Here is a 21191-nt window from a genome sequence, read left to right as displayed (position 1 = left end):
CCGGGGCTGCCGGAGGCGCGGCGGGCTCCTCTCGCCCGCACGGTCCCGGCGGCCGGGCCGGTGAGGTCAGGGCGTGGCGCCGCCCGTGCACACCGCGCCGACATGGCCCCACTGATCTCCCGTACGGCTGTCGGAGCTGAAGCCGCCCGGCCGGATGGTTCCGTCGTAATGCAGTCTGCCGTAGCCGTCGCGGTGGTAGACGTCGGCCTTCACCGGCAGGCGGTTCCAGTACGAACCTATGCCGTACAGGAAGTAGTTGTCGCCGGACTTCCGCAGGTCGAAGCAGGCCCGAGTGCTGCGGGCCGCGAAGTCGAGGCCGTAGCTGTACCCGGTGCCTTCCCACAGGCACAGCGCGTCCGCCGGGCATTCGCTCATCGCGGCCGATGCGGGTGCCGCGGTTGCCGCCAGCCCGGACAGGGCCAGTCCGCCGGCGAGCGCCAAGGTCGTGAGCTTGCGCCGAAAGGTCACTGCTGCCTCCTGGTCATGGGATGCCTGGTACGTCGGTGTCGCGCGCCGGTACCAGCATTCCGGTGCCCGGTGGACCTTTCCACGCACAGTCGGCGCAGATAATCGGGCAACTGCCACCCCCGACCGAATGGTTGCGTCAGATGCCACTCTCTGCCCATGACCGGCGCTCCCTGAAGAAGCTCCTTCAAGAGCGCCGGGCCTCCATCGACCCGGTGACCAGGGGTTTCCCCAGACGGCTGCCCGGTCCCGGGAGACGGGCCGCCGGGCTGAGCCAGGAGCAGATGGACGAGCTGATCCTGCGTGCCCGCGGCACATACAACCGCCTGGAGAACGGCCAACTCGCCGGCCCCGGCGCGGACCTCCTGGCCTCTGTCGCGAAGGTCCTCGGTCTCAGCGAACAGGAGTGGGCGTTCCTGTGGCAGACGACCCGCAAGGAGAACCCTCCGTACCCCCTGCACAGCAGCGCCGGGAACACCCTCGCCGGTATGTGGCGCAAGGTCATCGAGTCCATGACCGACACGATCGCCTACATCAACGACGCCGAGTGGAACCTCGTCACCTGCAACGAGGACTTCCGTCGTGTCTTCCCTCGCGGACAGGCCCCCGCCAACATCATGCGCTGGCTGCTGCTGGACCCCGAGGCCCGCACCGATGTCCTGCCGGACTGGGCCGACCAGTGGGCGCCGGCCATGATGCCCCATCTCAGGCAGGCCGTGGAGCTACGCCCGGACAACGCCGCACTGGTCCGCCTCGAACGGGATGTCCTCGCCGACCCACTGGCGGGCCCGCTCTACCGCGAGGGCGCGGCGGTCCCCGTCCCGTTCACCGACGGTTCCGAACTGCCGTTGCGCCACGCCATTTATGGTCCCGGGCGTTTGACGACCTGCCTCGCGCAGCCCATTCTCGCCCCCGGCGCCCGGATCAATCTCAGCATCTTCACCCCGGACGATCCGCGGCGCCGGGAGGGCCGCCGTGGGCAGCGTCGTCAGGAGGACACGGCCAGGGCCAGCGAGGCGGCCGCTGTGGCGAGGTAGAAGCCGGGAAACGCGAGGTTGTGGAGCACGCGGGCGCGCAGGTGGAAGGCGAGCGCGCCCAGGTAGAGCAGGACGAGACCGCCGGCCGCGGCGACGCCGAGGGGGCGCAGCGCGGCGTCGAGGAGGCCGAGCAGGAGGCCCGCCGCGCCGGCGAGTTTGAGGGTGGCCAGCCTCGGGAGCCAGGATCGGGGGACCCCCACTTGCGCCGAGTTGGCGAGCACGAAGCGGGCCCCGGTGAGGTCGGCGGCGGCGATGCCGACGTTGACGGCGGCGGTGAGCAGGGTGACGACGAGGAGCGCGAGCTGGGTACCGGTCATGCCTTCAGGGTCCGCGAGTCCTTTCGACACCGTCCAATACCTGCTTCTATAACCTGGCGGCATGGATGTGGACACGCGCCTGCTTCGGTACTTCGCCGCGGTGGCGGAGGAGGGCAGTCTGACCGGGGCCGCGAAGCGGCTGTTCGTCTCGCAGCCTGCGCTGACCAAGCAGATCCGGCGGTTGGAGGACGATCTCGGGGTGCGGCTCTTCGCGCGTTCGCGGTCGGGGATGGCGCTGACCGAGGCCGGTCGTGAGCTCGCCTCACGGGTGCCCGCACTGCTGGACGGCTGGGACGAGGCGGTGCGGGCGACCGGCCGGGCGGCGCGGGTGCTGCGGCTGGGCTTCCTCGACGCGGGTGCGGTGGGGGCCGTCCCCGAGGTCATCGCCGAGTTCCGCCGCACGCGGCCGCAGTGGCGAGTGGAACTGCGGCAGTTCGACTGGTCGGACCCGAGCGCCGGGCTGGCCCGTGGGGAGGTGGACGCGGCAGTGGTGCGTGTGCCGTTTCCGGGGCAGGAGAGCTTCGCGGTGCGGGAGCTGTTCGCCGAGGAGCGTGGGGTGTTGCTGCCGGCTCGGCATCCGCTGGCGGACCGCGAGACGGTGGAGTTCCGGCAGCTGTGGGACGAGCCGTTCGTCGCGGCCGGATTCGAGACCGGAGCCTGGAGGGAGCACTGGCTCGCGACGGAGGAACGCGACGGGCACCCCGTCCGGATCGGTGCCGTCACCAGCCGTCCCGACGAGTGGCTCGGAGCGGTGGCCGGCGGCTGCGTGGCGCTGGCCCCGGCGTCCGCGGCCCGTTTCCACGCCCATCCGGGTGTGGTGTTCCGTCCGGTCCGTGGTGTCTCGCCCAGCCGGGTGGGACTGGCCCGGTCCCAGCGGCGGACGCACGAGGCGGTACTGGACGAACTGCTCCAGGCGATCACCCGGCGGCTGAGCCGGAGATGACGACGGAGCCGGTGGCCGGCGCCTTGACGGCTGCCGGGGTCAGCACAGACCACCGGCTCCCCGGGCACCGCCCACCCCCTGACAGGCAGTGTCGATCATGCTGGGCCATGAATGTCCTGGATCTCCCACGGCGCGGCCGATGAGTTTGCGGCTCCCGGCCGGTCCAAGCTCATGACGACCCAGGAAAGGACACCGCTATGTCGGAACTTCTCGTCGACTTCATCACCACCCTCGACGGCTACGCGTCGGGCAAGGGATGGCCCGGATTCTGGGGCCTCGAGGGCCCGGAGTACCTCGCATGGCTCGGCGAGCAACCCAAGGCCACCTACCTGATGGGAGCGAACACCTACCGCCTGATGTCCGGCTTCGCCGCGGGAGAGGTCCCGGAGGGCCAGGACGAGTTCAGGCCCGAGGAGGAGGCGTCCGTCGACGAGCTCACGCGAGCCTCCAAGGTCGTCTTCTCCTCCTCACTCGAGGAGCCGCTGACGTGGGCGAACTCCACGCTCGTCCGCGGCGACGCCGTGGAGGCGGTCCGCACCATGAAGGCCGGTGGCTCGGGGCTCCTCAGCACGATCGGCAGTCTCAGCCTGTGCCGGTCCCTGCTGCGCGCCGGACTCGTGGACCGCTTCCGCGTCGTGATGTTCCCGGTGATCACCGGGGCCACCGGCGACGAGCGCATCTACGACGGCTACCCGGACGTCGCCCTGGAGATGACCGACCACCGCACCTTCGACGGCGGCATCCAGCTGGTCGAGTACAAGCCCCGCGTGCTCGAGCACCCGCCGCTCGCCGTCCCCGAGTGACGCCCCAGGGCACGGTCAGGATGTCCCTCGCCGTGCCCTGGAACCGGCGGATCCGCACGGCCCGTCGACTTCCCGCGCAGGCGGTTCACATGTCGCCGAGTCGGCGGCCCGGATCGGCGAGGGTGACGCGCAGGTGTTGCGGGGCGCGGGTCAGTACGCCCGTTTCGGGTGGTCGGTGGCCGTCCGCCCAGCGCAGGGGTGGCAGGGCGCGCAGCAGCAGGGGGACGGCGATGTGGGCTTCCTTGCGGGCGAGTTGGGCGCCCAGGCAGACGTGCCGGCCGGCTCCGAAGGCCAGGTGGGCGGCAAAGGCGGTGTAGTGGCGTGCGAGTGGTCCTGTGAAGCGGGAGGGGTGGTAGAGGTCAGGGTGGGGGAAGTGGGCCGGGTCGCGGTGGGCCGAGCCGACCAGGCAGGCGACGGTGGCGCCCGCGGGAATGTGTCCGGTGGGCAGGTCGACGGGGGTTGCGGTCTCCCGTAGCACGATGTGTACGGGGGGATTGCGGCGCAGGGACTCCAGGAAGGCGGCGTCCGCATGCTCCGCGGGATGGTCACGGACCTGTGCGTATGCCGTGGGGTGGTCGAGGAGGTTGGCCAGGTAGGAGCGCAGGGCCGTGTCGGTGGTCTCGCCGCCGGCACCGAGCAGCATGCCGCAGAAGCCCTTGATCATGTGATCGGGCAGCGGGTCGCCCTCGACGCGTGCGTGGCACAGGACGGACAGCAGATCCTGGCCGGGGTCGGCGCGCCGTCGGGCGAGGTGGTCGTCGAGGTAGGCGTACAGCTCGTCGCGCGCGGTCAGGCCGTCGGCCAGGGCTGCGGGGTCCTGCCGGTAATTGCCGAGGTAGGAGAAGCCGTCCTGGTACCAGGCACGGATCTGTGGCACGTCGTTCTCGGGCAGGCCCAGGGCGTGGACGACGATGCGTACGGGCAGTTCCTGGCAGAAGGCCGTGGCCAGGTCCACGGTCTGTCCGGCGTGCAGGCGGCGCGCGACAGGGCCGGCCAGCGTGCGGGCGACGGTTTCGACCGTTGCGGTGAGTCGGTCCAGGGCGTGGCCGCGGAAGGCGGGGGTCAAGAAGGAGCGGTGCGCCGCGTGTTCGCGGCCGTCCATCTGGATGACGGTCCGGCCGAACATCGGGGCGAGCTGCCACGCGTAGCTGGCGGAGGTGAAGCGGGGGTCGCTCAGTGCGGTACGCACGTCGTCGTACCGGCTGATGAGCCAGGCGTCGACCGGTTCGTCGTAGGCGAGCGGGAAGCGTTCCCGCAGCCGTGCGTAGTGGGCGTAGGGGTCCTGTTCGAAGCCGGGTGACAGGAGGCTGGGCTGCTGCGGGGACGCGTGGACGGGTGGCGCCGCGGCGCCCGGTGCGATGGGCAGGCCGTGGTAGCGGCTTGTGCGGCTGTGCCACTGTGCCGAGGCCGCCATGGTCGAGCGCAGTCTGCGCGCCAGGGCCTGCTCCTGCGGTAGGCGCACACTGTCGGCCGCTCGGCGGAAGTCGTCCGTCCGGTCCCTGATCATGCGGTGGGTGATGTCGAGGGCGTGGTCCCGGTCCGTCGCGTGCTGGGCGGCGACGACGAGGACGAGGTTGGCCTCCTCGCCCAGGGCGAGGTCCTTGCGCAAGGAGTACAGGTCGTTGGTCCAGGCGATCACGTCCGCCGCGCACTCGCGGGCCCGAGCCAGTTCGCTCTCCGGCTCCTGCTGGGGGCCGGGGCCGTCGAGAGCGGCCAGCAACTCGAAGAAGAACTCCGCTCCGAACAGGGCGCGCCGCAACGGGACGTAGGCGTTCTGGGTCAGCGGCGCGGGGCCCGGTTCCCTTCGTCGTGCGGCGAGCGCCTGCTGCGCGTCGAGGTGTTCGAGGAGGTGACGGGCCAGCCTGTCCCGCCATCGAGGTCCACCGAGTGCGGCGGTTCTCGGCCACAGGTCCTCGGACAGTGCCAGGAGCATCGGGTCGGCGGACCTCGGCCCCCGCAGCCGGTGCGTGGTCACGGCGGCCACGTCGGCGGCCAGGGCCGCCAGCCCTCCGTCCCTGACCCAGGGTCCGTTGTCGACCCGGTCGTCCAGGAGGGTCATCCACACGAACCAGTCGAGCAGAACAGCAGCGCGCACCGGGTCCGCCCCGTGCGCCATGGCGAGTGGCAGATCCAGCAGCCCGGACGTCCTCAGCCGCTGCTCGCCCCTGGGCCCCGCCAGCCCGTGCCCGTGCGCCCACTGCGCCGTGCGCAGCCGCAGCGGTTCCTGATCCTCCGTCACAGGCGGTACGTCGAAGGGCGGTTCCACGACGGGAAGCCGCAGGTCGAAGGAGACGTCACCGATCGTCATGATCGCGGATGGTAGTCACTCGCGCACGGTGAGTACAAACCGCGGCGAAAGGGATTCGAGCGGCTCGATCAGGCCAGGCCCTGGCGACGGCAACGCGGGGCTCGCCGCCGCAGGTGATCCCACGCCGTAATGTCCGAAAGGCGAACGGCGCGCAGAATTGGCGTGAGGGTCCCGCCCATCGGTGAGTGGCGCACTCGGCCATGGCGTGTGCGCGTGAAGGGGAGCCTGGTGTCGTCGAACGGGTCGAAGGAAGAAGCGGCTCGCGGGCCGCTCTGGTCCGAGCCGGGCACGTTGCTCGAGCACGTGGCCGTGGCCGTGTTCGCGATGGATGAGGGCGGCCGGATCTGCTACTGGGGCCCCGGCGCCCGCAGGCTCTTCGGATACGGTGCCGCGGACGCCCTCTCCAGGCCCGTGGCCGCCCTCTTCCCGGCCGCCGCCGGGGACGGACCCACCCCGGCCGAACGGCTCGCCGAGCGGGCTCGCACCCTCGGCTACTGGCGGGTAAGGATGCCGGCGCGGCACCAGGACGGCACGGTCTTCGACTGCGGCTTCCGGGTGTTCCCCGTGACCGGCCGCGACGACCGCTCCGTCATCGTCGGTCTGGCCAGCAGGGGTGACGAACTCGATCGCGTCAAGACCAACCTCGCCTTCCTGGACGCTCTCTTCGCCACGTGCCCGATCGGCTTGGTCATGCTCGACGACGACCTGCGCTACGTCCACCTCAACCAGGCCCTGGCCGACATGGACGGTGTCCCGATCCAGGACCACATCGGACGGCGCGTGGACGAGTTCATGATCACGTCCGATGCCGACGAGTATCTGCACATGCTGCGGAGCGTGACCGACGAGAGCCGCCCCGTCGTGAGCGCGCTGGTCGTCCTGCGCACACCGGGCCGCCCCGACCGCGACCAGGTGCGGTCGGTGAGCTTCTTCCCTCTGAGCCAGGCGGGTGACACAAGGCCGGGGCTCGGCGGCCTCCTCGTGGACGTCACCGACCGTGAGCAGGCCCTCGTGGAGGCGGCGGCAGGGCGCCAGCGGCTGGCCATGCTGGACCGGGCCGCCGCCCGTATCGGCACCACGCTGGACATGAACGTCACAGCGCGGGAGCTGGTCGAAGCGGTGGTCCCGGATTTCGCCGACGCCTCCGTCGTGGAGGTCGTGGAGTGGATGGACGAACCCGAGGTGTTCCACCCCGGCCAGCCCCTGCTCACGCGCCGGATCGCATCCGGCACCAGCCTGCCGCCACCCGCCGACGAGCTCGTCGGCGGACTGCAGAACGTGACCTACCCACCCGGTTCCGCCATCCACGAGATGATGACGACCGGACGGCCGGTGCGCGTCGCGATCGACGACGAGTTCATGACGCGGACGGTCATCCACCAGGACCGTGCCCGCCTGCTCATCGACAGCGGCCTGACCTGCTTGCTCATCGCTCCTCTCATCGCGCGGGGCACGGTCCAGGGAGTGACCATGTTCGGCCGTTCCGGAGCCCGACCGGCCTTCACGGATCAGGACCTCACCCTGGCCGGCGAACTCGCCTCACGCGCCGCCCTGTGCCTGGACAACGCGCGCCTCTACAGCCGGGTCCAGGACATCGCGCTCACCCTCCAACGCGCCCTTCTGCCCACCGCTCTGGCGTCCAGCCCGTCCCTGCGCATCGCCCATCGCTACGTCCCCGGCAGCCACCACACGGAAGTCGGGGGCGACTGGTACGACGTGATCGACCTGCCCGGCCAGCGGGTGGCCCTCGTGGTCGGTGACGTCATGGGGCACGGCGTACCGGCCGCGGCGGCGATGGGCAGGCTGCGCATCACCGCCAAGGCGCTGGCCCGCCAGAACCTGGAGCCCGACCACCTCCTGCACGAGCTCGACGCCTGCGCCGAGGAGGCCGGCATCGCCTACGCGACCTGCCTCTACATCCGCTACGACCCGACGACGCGCCGAGCCCGTATCGCCAACGCGGGACATCTCCCGCCCCTGCGACGCGGACCGGACGGCACGGTCGAGGCGATCGACGACGTCCTGGGCGTACCCCTCGGTGTCGGCGGCGTCCCCTTCCGCACCACCGAGATCGCACTCCACGAGGGCGACACCCTGGTCCTGTACACCGACGGACTCGTCGAAGCGCGTGGCCAGGACATCGGCAGAGGCATCGAAGCCCTGCGCGCCCAGCTCGAGCTGCGCCCCTCGGCCACGTTGGAGGAGGAGGCCGACAGCATCCTCGCGCAGCTGCGGCCCGCGGCAGCCACCGACGACGCGGTGATCGTCCTCGCCGAGGTGGGACCAGCTCCCGGCTCCGTGCCCCCGTGACCTCAGTCGGCGGTGCGGCGCCTGTGGACGCGGGCTTCCCACGGGCGCAGCGTGCAGGTGCTCGTGAGGGGGGAGGTGGCGGGAAGGTTGGCGATGAGCGTGTCGCTGTCCTGCCAGCCGTCGGGAAGGTCGACGGTGAGGTCGGTCGGTCCGAAGTTGGCGAGCACGAGGAGTTCGACGCCCCGCTGCCGGTCGTGGCGGGTGAAGGCGTAGAGCTGCTCGTGGTCGGGGTGGAGGAGGTGGAAGGCGCCGTGGGTGACGGCTGGTTCGGTGTGGCGCAGCTCGATCAGGCGCCGGTAGTAGTGGAAGACGGAGGCCGGGTCGGCGAGTTGGGCCTTGGCGTTGACGTGCTGGTGGTCGGGGTTGACGGCGATCCAGGGGGTGCCGGCGGTGAAGCCGGCGTGCTCGCCGGCGTCCCACTGCATCGGGGTGCGGGCGTTGTCGCGGCCGCGTGCGCGCAGTCCGGCCAGGATCTGGTCCTCGTCGGCGCCGAGGGCGAGCTGGTCGCGGTAGTGGTTGAGGGACTCGATGTCGCGGAAGTCGTCGATGGAGGCGAACGGGGCGTTGGCCATGGCGAGTTCTTCGCCCTGGTAGACGTACGGAGTGCCGCGGTGCAGATGCAGCACGGTGGCCAGCAGTTTGGCCGAGCGGTCACGGAAGGCCGGGCTGTCGTCGCCGAAGCGGGAGACGACGCGCGGCTGGTCGTGGTTGCAGAAGTACAGGCTGTTCCAGCCGGTGTCGCCGAGGCCGGTCTGCCAGCGGCCGAGGCTGGCCTTGAGGTCGGTGAGCTTCAGCGGGCGGGCGTCGAACTTGCCGCCGGGGCCCTGGTCGAGGCCGACGTGCTCGAACTGGAAGACCATGTCGACCTCGCGCCGGGCGGGGTCGGTGAACAGCCGCGCCTGCTCCACCGTGACGCCGGGCATCTCCCCGACGGTCAGCAGCCGGCGCGGGTGCCCGGCGAAGACCTCGCGGTGCATCTCGGCGAGGTAGTCGTGGATGCGGGGGCCGCAGATGTAGTGGGCGCTCCCGTCGCCGTACCGCGCACCCTGGTGCACCGGTCCGTCGGGCAGACCGGGGGCCTTGGAGATCAGGTTGATGACGTCCATGCGGAAGCCGTCGACACCCCGGTCCAGCCACCAGCGCATCATCGCGTACACGGCCTGGCGGACCTCTGGGTTGTCCCAGTTCAGGTCGGGCTGCTTGCGGGAGAACAGGTGCAGGTAGTACTCCCCGCTCGTCTCGTCGTACGTCCAGGCCGGACCGGAGAAGAAGGAGCCCCAGTTGTTGGGTTCGGCGCCGGGCGTGCCGGGTGCCAGGCCCGCGCGGGGCGGCCGCCAGATGTACCAGTCGCGCTTGTCTCCGTGCGGGCCGCCGTCGCGGGAGGCGGTGAACCACGGGTGTTCGTCGCTGGTGTGGTTGACGACGAGGTCCATGACCAGCTTCATGCCGCGCTCGTGCACGGCCTCGAGGAGGCGGTCGAAGTCGGCGAGGGTGCCGAACAGCGGGTCGATGTCCTGGTAGTCGCTGATGTCGTAGCCGTTGTCGTCGTGGGGGGACGGATACACCGGCGAGAGCCACAGCACGTCGACGCCGAGCTGGGCGAGATAGTCGAGGCGCTCGATGATGCCCTGGAGGTCACCGATGCCGTCCGCGTTCGAGTCGGCGAAACTGCGGGGGTAGATCTGGTAGACCACCGCGTTGCTCCACCAGGAGTCGGCGGGGCCGGGCACGTTGTCGGGCACGTCGAACCTCATCGTGTGTCTCGGATGCTGGGTGCTGTTCGTGGTGGGGCCGGAGGGTGTCTCGCTGATCCGGGCGGAGCAGCGGGAGGCCCCTCAGGTCAGTTCAGGGCCGCGCCGCCGACCGCGTCCTGGATCACCAGGCACGCGGCGCCCCTGGCCCACAGGTCGTGCTGGACGGGATCGACACGGATGTCGCAGTCCTCGGCGGCGGTGGAGAAGGCATGAGCCTGCATCGCCTGGGTCATGGCGGGACCGAACAAGTCATGGGCGACCGCGCCCTCCCCAGCGATGATGATCTTCTGAAGGTTCAGCAGGTTGCACAGCCCCGCCAGACCCCTGCCGAGGGCAGTGCCGGGCTCGGCGAACGCGGACCGGCTCACGGTCCGGGCCGAGCCGGTGCCGGAACGGGCCAGCTCGATGGCCTCGGTGATGCCGCTGCACTCCACTCCGGCGTCCTGGATGTGGCGCAGGACGGCCCAGTTGCCGGCGACGGCCTTGTCACGCTGGACGGCGCCAGTCCGAGCCGCTGTGCGAGCTGGGTGCGGGAGATGGGCCCCGCGGTGAGCACGGTCGCGAAGATCTCCGCGCGGGTCCGCTCACCGACCAGCTCCGAGAAACGGATCTTGGACGGGGTCATCACACGTGCCTCCGGAACAGCGAGGGACCGGCAGAAACAGACAGACCTGGTAGCCGACTGCGCGTGACAGGAGTCTGGCCCCGACGCTTTTAATGCGTCAAGAAAGAAAACTCGGCGCCGGCTGCGCACGGCTCGTTCGGCTCTCCCGCCCGCATCCCAGGGGGCCTCAGGGATGGGAGGTGCCGGAGACACATCCCGTCCCGGCCCACGGACGACCGCTCCCGGTCCCGGCGGTATCCGCCGCGCAGCCCGCGGCCGTCACCGCCGCCGGCAGCGCACAGCTCAAGACGCGGTGGCACGACGGCCGCACCACAGCGAACCGGCCCCGCGAGGCGCACGCCTCGCGGGGCCTTCTCCCACTCCGGTCGCCCGAGGCAGCCCTGCGGGCGAGGTTCCATCGACTACCGCACGTTCACCGAACGCCATCACCTCTCACTCGACGGGTGTGAACGCCACGGAGTCGGGCTCGGTGCAGTCGCGGGCGTGCTCGTAGCAGGCCCATGCCTTCGTCCGGCTGCCGTGGTCGAAGGGCTGGTTGGCCTCCGGTGACCTGGGCTGGACGACCACCTCGAGGTCACGCACGGTGTGCTCGGGGCCGAGGATCGTGTGGCCGGCGACGACCCAGGAGTGGTACTCGAGGCTTCGGTAGGTGCCCACGGAGCCCTCGTCCGTGGCGGTGATGTCCAGATAGGAGACCCGGATGGAGCACTCGTCGCCTCCTCGGCTCATCTGGAACGCATAGCGCAGCCGCCCGGAAGCGCTGTCGAACGACGGCTTGGCGAGCTGATCGGCCTTCAGGTCGTAGCACTCGACGGCCCGGGTGTCCGTATGCGCGGAGCCGAGGGTGAAGCCTGCTGCGGTTCCGCAGCACAAGAGGGCGATGACGGGTGCCAGCGCGGCGCGGAGCTTCATTCGCTCATCCGATCCGAAGGTGAGAGGGCGGCTAGTAGAGCGGGGTGACGAGGTTCACGGTTTCGCGATTGGTGCCGCTGAGGGTCCACTGGCTTCCGTAGGCGACCTCTCCCCAGTCGCACTTCTGGGCGGTCACACATGCCTTTTCGTCGTCGGCCCGGAAGTCGAACTTCTTCGAAGGCCACTGCCCTGTGGTCACGCCCTCGTGGTAGTTCTTGCCCATGATGCGATAGCCCCTGAAATGGACCGTGTTCGGGCATTCGAGTGTCGCGTGGAAGGAGTGCGACCCCGTGACGTCCACCTCACAGCGTTCCGGAAGGGAGAAGTCGCACAGCCAGCGGTTGTGGAACATCTCGGTGTAGTGACACTGCTCGACGTGGCGATAGGGCACGTGCGGCATGTTCGCCTGCAGGTAGACGCTCGATTCCGAGCTTTCCTCGGCGGGGCGTGAGGCCGTCTTCGCCTCGTAGTCCTTGCCCGCCACGCACGGCCTCCTCGTGGCACCGCACAACAGGCGCCAGCCCATGGAGGTGACAGCGTCCATGCTCAAGCGGTCCTTGCTCCGCCGGGGCCGGCAGTGATCGTCGGGCGAGCGGGTCCAGTAGTCGGCGTTGGCCTGTGTCTTGACGTACTCCGGAACGGCTTCGATGTACCCGCCCTTGGCCATGATGGTGAAGCTGTTCTCCGTCGAGAACGTCACGGATTTCGCCTCGGAGATCGTATGCGAGTGGGTGTAGCTCAGCTCTCCGCTACCTTCGGCCAGTTTGTCCGCACCCACGAGCTTGCCCGCGAGTTTCACACTGACGGTATGCGTGTCCGTCACGGTGTTGGTCGTGGATTCACCTTTGACGGCCTTGAAGGTGTACGGCCCCACGTAGCCCTCGCTGACGTGCTGGGCCGTTCCGGCACTCGCGTGGTACGTCGACACGTAACCGTTGCGAACGGCGTACTGAACTCCGTCGCAGGGGATGCTGTACGGATTCACGTACGCGACGTCCGTCGCCCGTCCCTCGTCGTTGTCAGCAGCGCGGACAGGCGCTGATGAGGAAATCGTGCCGGCGAGCAGGAGAATGCCGGCTACTGCTCCCCGTGCGATCTGGCTTTTCCCCACTGATCAGCCCTTCAGCCGGCTTGCGGATGCGGTCGCTTCATGATCAGTGGGGCGGCGGCGCAAGAGGCGCGCGAATCGCCGGTTTCGTACGAACAGGCGACAAGGCGTCCTCTCGCTGCCGGGGACGCCGCGGCCGGACTCCGGACGGCGCACACGACGACGCGACCGCCAGGATGCGCCGCTCTGCCCTTCGCCGGGTCAGCCGTCGCTGTCGCGGGGGACGATGCGGAAATCGAAGGGGACGGTCCCGGGGTCCACGGCGGTGGCGCCGCCGTCCACGGTCAGGACGGCGCCGTTGACGAAGGAGGCGGCCGGCGAGAGGAGCCAGGCGATGGCCTCGGCGACCTCTCGGGGGTCACCGGGTCGGCGTGCCGGGAGCAGCCGGGTCGCCTCCTCGTACGCCTCGTCGACCTCACCGGAGGGCAGTCGGGCCTCTTCGGCGAACCGCGCCATGCGACGGTCGGCCATCTCCGTGCGCACCCAGCTGGGGCAGACCGTGTTGGCTCGCAGGCCCTGCGGGCCGTAGTCCACGGACAGCGACCGGCACAGTTGCAGCAGCCCCGCCTTGGAGGTGGCGTACGCGGCGTTGCCGACGCCGTTGCGCAGGGCGGAGACCGAGGCGACGGCGACGACGGAGCCGCGGGCTCGCAGCAGGTGGGGCAGCGCCTCCCGCATCAGGAGGAAGGGGCCGGTGAGATTGGTGCGGAGCACCAACTCCCAGTCGTCGTCGGAGAGTTCGCCGACTCCCCCGCCTCGGCCCACTCCCGCGTTGACGACCAGTCCGTCGAGTCGGCCGAAGCGGGTGACGACGGTGTCCACCAGGCGGCGTACCGCTTCCGGGTCGGTGGTGTCGGCCGGACAGGCGAGCGCTCCGGTCTCCTCGGCGACGCGGTTCAGGGGCTCCGGCCGCCGACCGGAGACGACGACCTCGTGACCGGCCGCTCGGAGCAGGCGTGCGGTGGCCGCACCGATGCCCGTTCCCCCTCCGGTCACCACCACAACACGCCGGTCGTCCATGCGGGTTCGGCCTCCTGCCGCTGTGTCGGATCGGATTCCTGATCATATGCGTGGGGGGACCACGGGGGTGCCTCGTCTCCTCTCCGCCCCGCCTCGGGCGTCGAGCCGGGCCGCCTGGCAGCGGGTCGGGGTGCCGGGTTCCGTTGCGGGGCTGGGCTGAGAGCTCGCAGGAAACCCCCGTGACCTGCGCTCGCTTGCCGCTCCCCTGCCCGACCCGAGGCGGAACAGGCCCGGCTGTCAGGCCCGTGCACCGACCTGGAGCGCAGAAGTGGACTCGACGAGTCCCTGTCAAAACCATTGAGAAGCCATGTGACATGTGCCATTTTACAGCGCAGCCCGTCACGGACGGGACCCCACTACTCCCCACCCTGGAGTGAGACTTGCGCGCCACAGCCGTCGCCACCACGTTGCTCATAGCCGCCGCAGTCGCGGCTTCTCCCGCCCACGCCTCCCAGGCGTCCCCCGCCGGCCCCAAGCCGGAGCACGTCTTCGCGGACCCGGGCCTGCGCCCGGCCCACGGCACCGCCAAAGGCGCTCCCGGCCCGGCCGGGACCGGCGGCGGCCGACTGGAATCGCGCATCCTGCCGATCGTCCACAACTGCAGCCCCACGCTGCGGATCCGCGCCCAGGAGATGACCGCCGACCAGCTCGCCGCGACCTGCACGAGCCTGGCCGGCCAGGACTCCTTCTTCCACGGCGTGGTCAAGGACTCGGGGCCGGTCGCGGACGACTACAACACCACCCTCGAGGTCGATGTCTTCAACTCAAGCGCCGACTACAAGGCGTACGCGGGGAAGATCTACGGCATCGACACCAACAACGGCGGCATGTACCTGGAGGGAGATCCCTCCAGAACGGGCAACCAGCCGCGGTTCATCTGCTACGAACGCACCGATGTGAGCCCCGGCTGGCAGATCTGGAACCTCAACCACGAGTACACGCACTACCTCGACGGCCGCTTCGACCTGTACGGCGACTTCGACGCCAGCCAGACCACACCCACCGTGTGGTGGGGCGAGGGCATCGCGGAGTACATCTCCTACTCCTACCGCGGCGTCCCCTACACCAGCGCGCTCGCCGAGGCCGGGAAGCACACCTACTCCCTGCGCACGCTGTTCGACACCACCTACGCCAACAGCAACGTCAACCGCACCTACAACTGGGGCTACCTCGCCGCCCGTTACATGGTCGAGCGCCACCCCGCCGACGTGGCCACCGTGCTCGGCCACTACCGCACCGGAAACTGGGCCGCCGCCCGTTCCTTCCTCACCTCCTTGGACTACGAGAGTGACTGGCACGCCTGGCTGACGTCCGTGGCGGCCGGCGCCTGACCCTTACGCCTGCCACGGCCGGGCCCCGTCTCCCGGCACAGGCGCCGAAGGACTCCCCGAACGAGAGGATCCCGACCGGTCACTCGGATCGGTCGGGATCTCGTCACGGCGAAAGCCTCCGCGGCTCCCCCGGCCGGGTGGACGCCGCGTTCCCCGTCGGCTCGCCGGTGCGCCGGACATCAGTCGATCAGGACACCCGGGTTGAGGATGCGATGGGGGTCCAGCGCGTCCTTGGCCGCGCGCAGCGCCAGGGCGAAGGGTTCCGGGCGCTGGAGGTCGTAGCCGGGGCGGTGGTCGCGGCCGACGGCGTGGTGGTGCGTGATGGTGGCGCGGTGGCCGTGGAGGACGTCGTTCGCGGCGGCTTTGATGTCGTCCCAGATCTGCACTTCGTCGCCGGGCCGGCCGGCGACGGCCACGGTGAAGTAGGGGGCGGCGCCGTCGGGGTAGACGTGGGTCAGGCGGCAGGTGACGGTCGCCGGGTGTCCGGTGGCCTTCAGGGCGGCCGCGCCGACCTCGGTGCGGACGGCGTGGATGAGTGCGGGGATCTTGTCCCAGGTGGCGGCGGTCTCGAAGGTGTCGACGACGGCGCCCATGCGGGCCAGGCCGTCGCGGAGGTAGGGCATGCGCAGGAACGCCGAACGCCAGGCGCTCACGGCCGAATCGGCCGGGGCGTCGCGGTCCTGCGTCAGCGCCCCGGTGCGGCCTCCGTGGTCGCGGGCCAGGTCCAGGGCGCTGGTGAGACGGTCGTCGACGGGGCCGGTGGCGGATTCGAAGCCCAGCACCAGGACGGCGGAGCCGTCGTGCGCGGCGCCGGCCAGCAGCGCCTCGCCGGAGTCGAGCAGACGGCAGTTGGCCGGGGCGAGGTCGGACTGGGCGACGGCACGCACCGCGTCCAGCGCCTGCTGGAAGTCGGCGAAGGTCACGGAGGCCGATGCCTTGTGTCGCGGGCGTTGCTGAAGGCGCATCCATGCCTCGGTGATGACACCCAGCGCACCCTCGGAGCCGAGGAACAGGCGGTCCGGCGACGGCCCGGCGCCGGACGCGGGCAGACGCCAGGACGCGCCGGAGGCCGCCGGCGTGACGACGTGCAGAGACTGCACGAAGTCGTCGATGTGGGTGCGGACGGTGGCGTAGTGGCCGCCGGCTCTGGTGGCCAGCCATCCGCCGAGTGTGGAGAACTCGAAGCTCTGGGGGAAGTGCCGCAGGGTGAGGCCGTGCGGCCGCAACTGCTCTTCCAGTACGGGGCCGAGCGCGCCGGCCTGGATGCGCGCCGAGCGGCCGGCGGTGTCGATCTGCAGGACCCTGTCCATCGAGGTCATGTCGAGCGACAGCACGGCACGGTGGGTGTCGCCGCGGTACTCCACGCCGCCGACCACGGAGGAGCCTCCGCCGAAGGGGATGACGGCCACGCCGTGTCCGCCGGCCCAGTCCAGCAGGTCGGACACGTCCCGCGCGTTGCCCGGTCGGGCGACCAGATCGGGGATACGGCCGGGACGGCCGCGCAGGGCACGGATGACGTCGCGGTACGCCTTGCCCATGGCATGGGCGGCGCGTACTTCGGGATCGGCGGTGACCAGGTGCGCGAGTGCGGGCGGGGGCGAGACGCAGGGGCGGGGGACGGCCAGGTCGGCGACCCGCGGTATCGGCAGCGGGCGGGCGAGGGTGCCGGGCAGCAGGGCGCCCAGCGCGGCGCATTCGGCGTCGTCGGGCTGGGCGTCGGCGTAACCCCAGCCCCACCAGGAGCGGGTGCGGGAGGTGCCGGGGTGGGACGGGGTGGCGGACATGAGTGTGCTCCCAGGGAAGCAGGCAATTTACCCGATGGAAAATTACCTTAGGGTAATATCGGGCCGCATGACAGTGCTTCCCTCCAAGGCCGGCACCAAGGGCGTGCCCAGGGCCGCTCGCGAACGGCAGGTCCTGGCCGCAGCCACCGAGGAGTTCGGCCGGCACGGTTACGAGGCCACGACCGTGGCCGCCATCGCCGCCCGCGTGGGCGTCACCAAGCCACTGCTGCACCACTACTTCGGCAGCAAACAAGAGCTCTACGTCGCCTGCCTGGACCCGATCGGTGAGCGACTGCTGAACGCCGTCCGCACCGCGATGGCCGAACACCCCGCCGGCGCACCGCCCGTCCCCCTGCGCGTGCTGCACGCGCTGTTCACCGCCCTGGACGGGCAACGCGAGGCATGGTTCGTCCTCTACGACCCCACACTGCCGCCCGGCACCGACGCGGCCCGACGCGCGGCGTACTACCGCGACGCCATCGACGACCTCGCCGCGACCGGCACCGCCGAACTCCTGCACGCGGCCGGAGCCGGCGACCCGCTCGACGCCGACGCCCTCACCTACGCCTGGCGCGGCCTGTGCACCGCCCTGGTCCGCTGGTGGGTCCAGCACCCCGACCAGTCCCCCGAAGCCATGACACAACGCTGTGCACGACTCTTCACCGCCGGCCGCACCATCCTCGCCCTCGGCGCCGACCCCACCTAGTGCGCTGACCACATTGGTTCGCCGGGTTGGTGGTCGGGGCGGTTGGATGTTGCGTGACGTTCCGATCCGAGTGCTGGGGGGTGCGGTGGCTGAGCCTGTCCGCGTGCGCAGGTTGACCGACCAGGAGGGGCAGAAAATGCAGCAGATCGTGCGCCGGGGCAGCACCAGTTCGGTCCGCTTCCGACGCGCGATGATGCTGCTGGCGTCGGCCGGCAGGAACCGGGTCCCGGTGATCGCCCAGCTGGTGCAGGCCGACGAGGACACCGTCCGGGATGTGATCCACCGGTTCAACGAGATCGGCCTGGCCTGTCTGGACCCTCGGTGGGCGGGAGGCCGTCCCCGCCTGCTCAGTCCTGACGACGAGGACTTCGTTGTTCAGACGGCCACCACCCGCCCGACCAAGCTCGGCCAGCCCTTCACTCGCTGGTCCATCCGTAAACTGCTGGCCCACCTGCGGAAGGTCCATGGGCGGGTCATCCGCATCGGCCGCGAGGCGTTACGCCGTCTGCTCGCCCGCCGCGGCATCACCTTCCAGCGCACCAAGACGTGGAAGGAGTCTCCGGACCCCGACCGCGAGGCAAAGCTGGACCGGATCGAGGAGATCCTGAACCGCTTCCCGGACCGGGTCTTCGCGTTCGACGAGTTCGGCCCGCTCGGCATCCGCCCCACCGGCGGTGCGGGCTGGGCCCCGGCCAGTCACCCCGAGCGGCACCCGGCGACCTACCACCGCACGCATGGCGTCAGGTACTTCCACGGCTGCTATTCGGTTGGTGACGACACGCTCTGGGGCGTCAACCGCCGGAAGAAGGGCGCCGCGAACACGCTGGCCGCGCTCAGATCGGTCCGGGCCGCCCGACCGGACGGCGCCCCCATCTACGTCATCCTGGACAACCTGTCCGCCCACAAGGGCGAGACGATCCGCCGCTGGGCGAAGAAGAACCGCGTCGAGCTGTGCTTCACGCCGACATACGCGTCCTGGGCCAACCCGATCGAGGCGCACTTCGGGCCGCTGCGGCAGTTCACCATCGCCAACTCCAACCACCGCAACCACACCGTGCAGACCCGGGCCCTGCACGCCTATCTGCGCTGGCGCAACGCGAATGCCCGTCACCCCGACGTGCTGGCAGCCCAGCGCCGCGAGCGCGCTCGCATCCGCAGCGAGAAGGGCATCCGTTGGGGCGGACGTCCCCTCGCCGATGCCGCTTGACCAGCCCGGCGACCTTGCCCGGCCGGTCCTAGCAGTAGCCGTCCACCCTGGCGCCGGCTGGAGCGAGGTTGGGCCAGGGATGTCCTGCTCTGTCGGAGGCAGCGGACCGTAGGATGTCAAGAATCGTGCTGCCCGGGTAGCCCCGAAAACTCGCGTAGGTGCCCCGGTAGTAGCAGCTCCAGTAGCTCACGACCCGCCGTTGAGTGCGCGCGAAAAAGGCAGGGTTGTCCACGATGAACTGCCCGTAAGCGAGGTGGCCGCAGGTGCCGGGCGTGGCGAGATCACGGAGCTCATCGCAGATGACGACCAGGATCTCCAAGACGTACTCGCCGACCAGCTGCACGACGAAGGGGACGACCCACGGGTCCGTGGAACCAACGACCTTCTCCAGGTGGCGCTGCCTGACCACCCCGTCGCAGTGCCTTGAGTACAGGCAGTGCAGAAGCTGCTGTTGGCGCGACGAAAGCGACGCCACCCTGTCAGTTGACGGCTCGTCGTTGTAGAGGCGCCCAGGGATCAAAACCTGCTGGCCCTCTACAACGACCGAGAACGAGGCATGCGGCTGGAGCCGAGAGTCAGGCATCACCGCCAGGACTGCCGCGGCATCGCTTGCAAGCTCGGCTGGGAACGCCTTGATCAACAGATTGCTGCGGTCGGAAAGCGGCTGCACGAGCCGAGCATAGGCGGATGCCTCGCCAGGTAGCTGGCATTAATGGCCCCACACCCGCCCAACCCGGCGAAGGTATGCGGTCAGAGCACTAGCCGAACCGACCGGTCCTCCGGCGAAGGGCAATCCGCACTCGCCCGACCGGCCATTGACACCGTCGGTCACCGGGCGGGCGTGGTTCACGGGGAGGGCTTGATGTCGCCCGCGAACACGATCATCTGGTCGATGAGATTGCGCCTGAGGTGCACCACATCCGTTCCCGCCAGGCGCGGGCCCTCGTCCGGGGTGGTGAACACCCATTGATAGCGGGCCCATTCACCCGGCATGTCCACCGCGGAGCAGCGCACCATCGTCCCCGTCCCGGCCGGGTGGTGCCTGAGATCCAGCACGAACCTCTCGACCGCCGCGACCCCCTCACTGCGGCCGAGCGGCCCCCAGAACACCACGTCCGGGGTCAGGGCCTGCGACAGCAACGAGGTCACATAGCTGTCGTCGGAGGCGTTGAACGCGGAGATGAACGTGTCGATCGCCGACCGGGCGAGTTCTTCCTGCATCCCCCAGTCATACCAGCAGGGTCGAGGAGGCGAGGAGACGGCGCCCGCGGGCGGCGAAGCGCCGGCCCGGGCATCAGGGCCTCAGCAGTCCGCCCACCCACCAGTCGTGCGGCCTGCCGTCGTTGGCGATGCCGCGACGGCGCAGTGTCCCTTCGACGGTGAAGCCCAGTTTCTCGGCGACGGCACGCGAGCCGGTGTTCCCGACCATGGCCCACCACTCGATGCGGTGGACGTCGAGCGTGGCCCAGCCCCAGTCGCACAGGGCCCGGGCGGCCTCCACGGAGTACCCGCGTCCGCGCTGCTCCCTGACCGCCCAGTAACCGAGCTCCCACACCCCGCGGCTGAGGAAGGTGAGGCAGTACGAGCCGACCAGGGCGCCGGTGTCCTTGCGGAACGCGCCGAGGGTGTAGTCCCTGTCCTCGGCCCACTGGGCGGGCAGCTTCTCGCCGACGAGCCTCTCCGCGTCCGCACGCCGGTACGGCACCGGCACGGGGGTGTAGAACTGGATGTCCTCGTCCTGGCAGGCCGCGTGCACCGCATCCACGTCGGCAGGGGTGAAGGCCCGCAGCACCAGACGGTCGGTCTCAAGAGTCACCGGGTCCATCGCGGCAGTATGGCCACCTCGACAGACGGCGACCAGCGAATATCCCGACCGGGGACCGCCCGTCATGGACCGGGACCGGGATATTCGGTGTCCCGCGGGCCCATGAGGCCACAAGATGGTGCGCATGACCTTGCCCACCCCCACACTGCACACCGCTCGCCTGCGGCTGCGCCCCTTCGCCGACGCCGACGCGGGCCCCCTCTTCGCCCTGCACAGCAGCGCCCATGTGCTGCGCTACTGGGACTCCCCGCCGTGGACCGAACCGGCCCGCGCCGAGCGGTTCATCATGGTGTGCCGGGAGATGGCGGACGCAGGCACCGGGGCGCGGGTGGCCGTCGAGCGCGCCGGTGACGGGGCCTTCGTCGGCTGGTGCGGGCTGATCGGCTGGAACCCGGACTACCGCAGCGCTTCCTTGGGTTACGTCCTCGGCGATGCGATGTGGGGCCAGGGCTACGCGACGGAGGCCGCGCACGCCCTGCTGCGATGGGCGTTCGAGACGTCGGACCTGAATCGTGTGCAGGCCGAGACCGATACGCGCAACGTGGCATCCGCCCGCGTCCTCGAGAAGCTCGGGTTCGTGCGGGAGGGCACGTTGCGCGAGGACTGCGTGGTGAACGGCGAGGTTTCCGACTCGTGGGTGTTCGGGTTGCTCAGGCGGGAGTGGCGGCCGTCCGCCGTGCCGACGGCCGCCGGCGAGGAGCGGCGTCAGGTCCGTTAGGCGTCAGGTCCATTGGGC

Annotated in this window: 18 protein-coding genes and 2 pseudogenes; 8 read left to right on the top strand and 12 right to left on the bottom strand. The window is 70.3% G+C overall.

Annotated elements, in window-relative coordinates:
• Window positions 1–66: 66 nt before the first annotated feature.
• Window positions 67–468: a peptidase inhibitor family I36 protein gene (locus tag ACSU6M_RS32825; RefSeq protein ID WP_437074727.1), complete on the bottom strand. Its 402-nt coding sequence runs from the start codon at window positions 466–468 to the stop codon at window positions 67–69.
• Window positions 469–608: 140 nt separating this feature from the next.
• Here ACSU6M_RS32825 and ACSU6M_RS32820 point away from each other — a divergent pair, with 140 nt between their 5' ends.
• Window positions 609–1502 (top strand): MmyB family transcriptional regulator, encoded by an 894-nt coding sequence (locus ACSU6M_RS32820; protein WP_437074726.1) that lies wholly within the window; start codon window positions 609–611, stop codon window positions 1500–1502.
• On the opposite strand, the gene ACSU6M_RS32815 is transcribed toward ACSU6M_RS32820, so the two are convergent.
• Window positions 1454–1819 carry a DoxX family protein gene (locus ACSU6M_RS32815; RefSeq protein ID WP_437074725.1) on the bottom strand — a complete coding sequence of 122 codons (366 nt, stop codon included), beginning with the start codon at window positions 1817–1819 and terminating at the stop codon, window positions 1454–1456. The two genes, ACSU6M_RS32820 and ACSU6M_RS32815, sit on opposite strands and share 49 nt — an antisense overlap.
• A gap of 61 nt (window positions 1820–1880) precedes the next feature.
• Between ACSU6M_RS32815 and ACSU6M_RS32810 the strand changes: the two genes are divergently transcribed.
• Together ACSU6M_RS32810 and ACSU6M_RS32805 are read left to right on the top strand one after the other, a co-directional pair.
• Window positions 1881–2762: a LysR family transcriptional regulator gene (locus ACSU6M_RS32810; RefSeq protein WP_437074723.1), complete on the top strand. Its 882-nt coding sequence runs from the start codon at window positions 1881–1883 to the stop codon at window positions 2760–2762.
• A gap of 197 nt (window positions 2763–2959) precedes the next feature.
• Window positions 2960–3565: a dihydrofolate reductase family protein gene (locus tag ACSU6M_RS32805; RefSeq protein ID WP_437074722.1), complete on the top strand. Its 606-nt coding sequence runs from the start codon at window positions 2960–2962 to the stop codon at window positions 3563–3565.
• A gap of 85 nt (window positions 3566–3650) precedes the next feature.
• Here the strand turns inward: ACSU6M_RS32805 and ACSU6M_RS32800 are convergent, their stop codons facing one another.
• Window positions 3651–5873, bottom strand: a complete 2223-nt coding sequence (locus ACSU6M_RS32800; RefSeq protein ID WP_437074721.1) for a cytochrome P450 — start codon at window positions 5871–5873, stop codon at window positions 3651–3653.
• Between the two features lie 207 nt (window positions 5874–6080).
• Between ACSU6M_RS32800 and ACSU6M_RS32795 the strand changes: the two genes are divergently transcribed.
• Window positions 6081–8183, top strand: coding sequence for a SpoIIE family protein phosphatase (locus ACSU6M_RS32795; RefSeq protein ID WP_437074719.1), 2103 nt, complete (start codon window positions 6081–6083; stop codon window positions 8181–8183).
• 2 nt (window positions 8184–8185) lie between these two features.
• Here the strand turns inward: ACSU6M_RS32795 and ACSU6M_RS32790 are convergent, their stop codons facing one another.
• The 5 genes and pseudogenes from ACSU6M_RS32790 to ACSU6M_RS32770 form a co-directional block, all read right to left on the bottom strand.
• Window positions 8186–9925, bottom strand: a complete 1740-nt coding sequence (locus ACSU6M_RS32790; protein WP_437074717.1) for an alpha-glucosidase — start codon at window positions 9923–9925, stop codon at window positions 8186–8188.
• 98 nt (window positions 9926–10023) lie between these two features.
• Window positions 10024–10401: pseudogene (locus ACSU6M_RS32785) on the bottom strand (ROK family protein); the annotation flags it as partial.
• 593 nt (window positions 10402–10994) lie between these two features.
• A complete protein-coding gene (locus ACSU6M_RS32780) occupies window positions 10995–11474 on the bottom strand; it encodes a hypothetical protein (RefSeq protein WP_437074716.1) in 480 nt (159 codons plus the stop codon).
• 31 nt (window positions 11475–11505) lie between these two features.
• A complete protein-coding gene (locus ACSU6M_RS32775; protein ID WP_437074714.1) occupies window positions 11506–12585 on the bottom strand; it encodes a hypothetical protein in 1080 nt (359 codons plus the stop codon).
• Between the two features lie 198 nt (window positions 12586–12783).
• The gene (locus tag ACSU6M_RS32770) at window positions 12784–13602 is read right to left on the bottom strand and encodes an SDR family NAD(P)-dependent oxidoreductase (protein ID WP_437074713.1); all 819 of its coding nucleotides are present in this window, start codon (window positions 13600–13602) and stop codon (window positions 12784–12786) included.
• Between the two features lie 563 nt (window positions 13603–14165).
• Between ACSU6M_RS32770 and ACSU6M_RS32765 the strand changes: the two are divergent.
• Window positions 14166–14927, top strand: a pseudogene (locus ACSU6M_RS32765) (collagenase); the annotation flags it as partial.
• 185 nt (window positions 14928–15112) lie between these two features.
• Here the strand turns inward: ACSU6M_RS32765 and ACSU6M_RS32760 are convergent.
• Window positions 15113–16717, bottom strand: coding sequence for an FAD-binding oxidoreductase (locus ACSU6M_RS32760; RefSeq protein WP_437074711.1), 1605 nt, complete (start codon window positions 16715–16717; stop codon window positions 15113–15115).
• A gap of 67 nt (window positions 16718–16784) precedes the next feature.
• On the opposite strand from ACSU6M_RS32760, the gene ACSU6M_RS32755 reads away from it, so the two are divergent.
• Both ACSU6M_RS32755 and ACSU6M_RS32750 read left to right on the top strand, forming a co-directional pair.
• On the top strand, window positions 16785–17423 hold the full coding sequence (locus ACSU6M_RS32755; protein WP_437074710.1) for a TetR/AcrR family transcriptional regulator: 639 nt from the start codon (window positions 16785–16787) through the stop codon (window positions 17421–17423).
• An 85-nt stretch (window positions 17424–17508) separates the two neighbouring features.
• A complete protein-coding gene (locus tag ACSU6M_RS32750; protein WP_437074708.1) occupies window positions 17509–18630 on the top strand; it encodes an IS630 family transposase in 1122 nt (373 codons plus the stop codon).
• A gap of 28 nt (window positions 18631–18658) precedes the next feature.
• Here the strand turns inward: ACSU6M_RS32750 and ACSU6M_RS32745 are convergent, their stop codons facing one another.
• The 3 genes from ACSU6M_RS32745 to ACSU6M_RS32735 form a co-directional block, all read right to left on the bottom strand.
• Window positions 18659–19300 carry a hypothetical protein gene (locus tag ACSU6M_RS32745; protein ID WP_437074707.1) on the bottom strand — a complete coding sequence of 214 codons (642 nt, stop codon included), beginning with the start codon at window positions 19298–19300 and terminating at the stop codon, window positions 18659–18661.
• Window positions 19301–19476: 176 nt separating this feature from the next.
• Window positions 19477–19851: a nuclear transport factor 2 family protein gene (locus ACSU6M_RS32740; RefSeq protein WP_437074706.1), complete on the bottom strand. Its 375-nt coding sequence runs from the start codon at window positions 19849–19851 to the stop codon at window positions 19477–19479.
• 73 nt (window positions 19852–19924) lie between these two features.
• Window positions 19925–20455, bottom strand: coding sequence for a GNAT family N-acetyltransferase (locus ACSU6M_RS32735; protein ID WP_437074704.1), 531 nt, complete (start codon window positions 20453–20455; stop codon window positions 19925–19927).
• 124 nt (window positions 20456–20579) lie between these two features.
• Here ACSU6M_RS32735 and ACSU6M_RS32730 point away from each other — a divergent pair, with 124 nt between their 5' ends.
• On the top strand, window positions 20580–21173 hold the full coding sequence (locus tag ACSU6M_RS32730; RefSeq protein ID WP_437074703.1) for a GNAT family N-acetyltransferase: 594 nt from the start codon (window positions 20580–20582) through the stop codon (window positions 21171–21173).
• The last annotated feature ends 18 nt before the right edge of the window (window positions 21174–21191 follow it).

Origin of the sequence: Streptomyces sp. enrichment culture (assembly GCF_964272895.1) — a bacterium.
Lineage (GTDB): Bacteria > Actinomycetota > Actinomycetes > Streptomycetales > Streptomycetaceae > Streptomyces.
Note: the sequence above shows the minus strand (reverse complement) of the source record. Positions and strands in the feature narration are given on the sequence as shown.

What these genes read in the sequence shown, in the direction of transcription:
- ACSU6M_RS32820 (WP_437074726.1), top strand. Translation starts at nt 609, where the DNA reads ATGCCACTCTCTGCCCATGACCGGCGCTCCCTGAAGAAGCTCCTTCAA.
- ACSU6M_RS32815 (WP_437074725.1), bottom strand. Translation starts at nt 1,819, where the DNA reads ATGACCGGTACCCAGCTCGCGCTCCTCGTCGTCACCCTGCTCACCGCC.
- ACSU6M_RS32810 (WP_437074723.1), top strand. Translation starts at nt 1,881, where the DNA reads ATGGATGTGGACACGCGCCTGCTTCGGTACTTCGCCGCGGTGGCGGAG.
- ACSU6M_RS32805 (WP_437074722.1), top strand. Translation starts at nt 2,960, where the DNA reads ATGTCGGAACTTCTCGTCGACTTCATCACCACCCTCGACGGCTACGCG.
- ACSU6M_RS32800 (WP_437074721.1), bottom strand. Translation starts at nt 5,873, where the DNA reads ATGACGATCGGTGACGTCTCCTTCGACCTGCGGCTTCCCGTCGTGGAA.
- ACSU6M_RS32780 (WP_437074716.1), bottom strand. Translation starts at nt 11,474, where the DNA reads ATGAAGCTCCGCGCCGCGCTGGCACCCGTCATCGCCCTCTTGTGCTGC.
- ACSU6M_RS32770 (WP_437074713.1), bottom strand. Translation starts at nt 13,602, where the DNA reads ATGGACGACCGGCGTGTTGTGGTGGTGACCGGAGGGGGAACGGGCATC.
- ACSU6M_RS32760 (WP_437074711.1), bottom strand. Translation starts at nt 16,717, where the DNA reads ATGTCCGCCACCCCGTCCCACCCCGGCACCTCCCGCACCCGCTCCTGG.
- ACSU6M_RS32755 (WP_437074710.1), top strand. Translation starts at nt 16,785, where the DNA reads ATGACAGTGCTTCCCTCCAAGGCCGGCACCAAGGGCGTGCCCAGGGCC.
- ACSU6M_RS32740 (WP_437074706.1), bottom strand. Translation starts at nt 19,851, where the DNA reads ATGCAGGAAGAACTCGCCCGGTCGGCGATCGACACGTTCATCTCCGCG.
- ACSU6M_RS32735 (WP_437074704.1), bottom strand. Translation starts at nt 20,455, where the DNA reads ATGGACCCGGTGACTCTTGAGACCGACCGTCTGGTGCTGCGGGCCTTC.
- ACSU6M_RS32730 (WP_437074703.1), top strand. Translation starts at nt 20,580, where the DNA reads ATGACCTTGCCCACCCCCACACTGCACACCGCTCGCCTGCGGCTGCGC.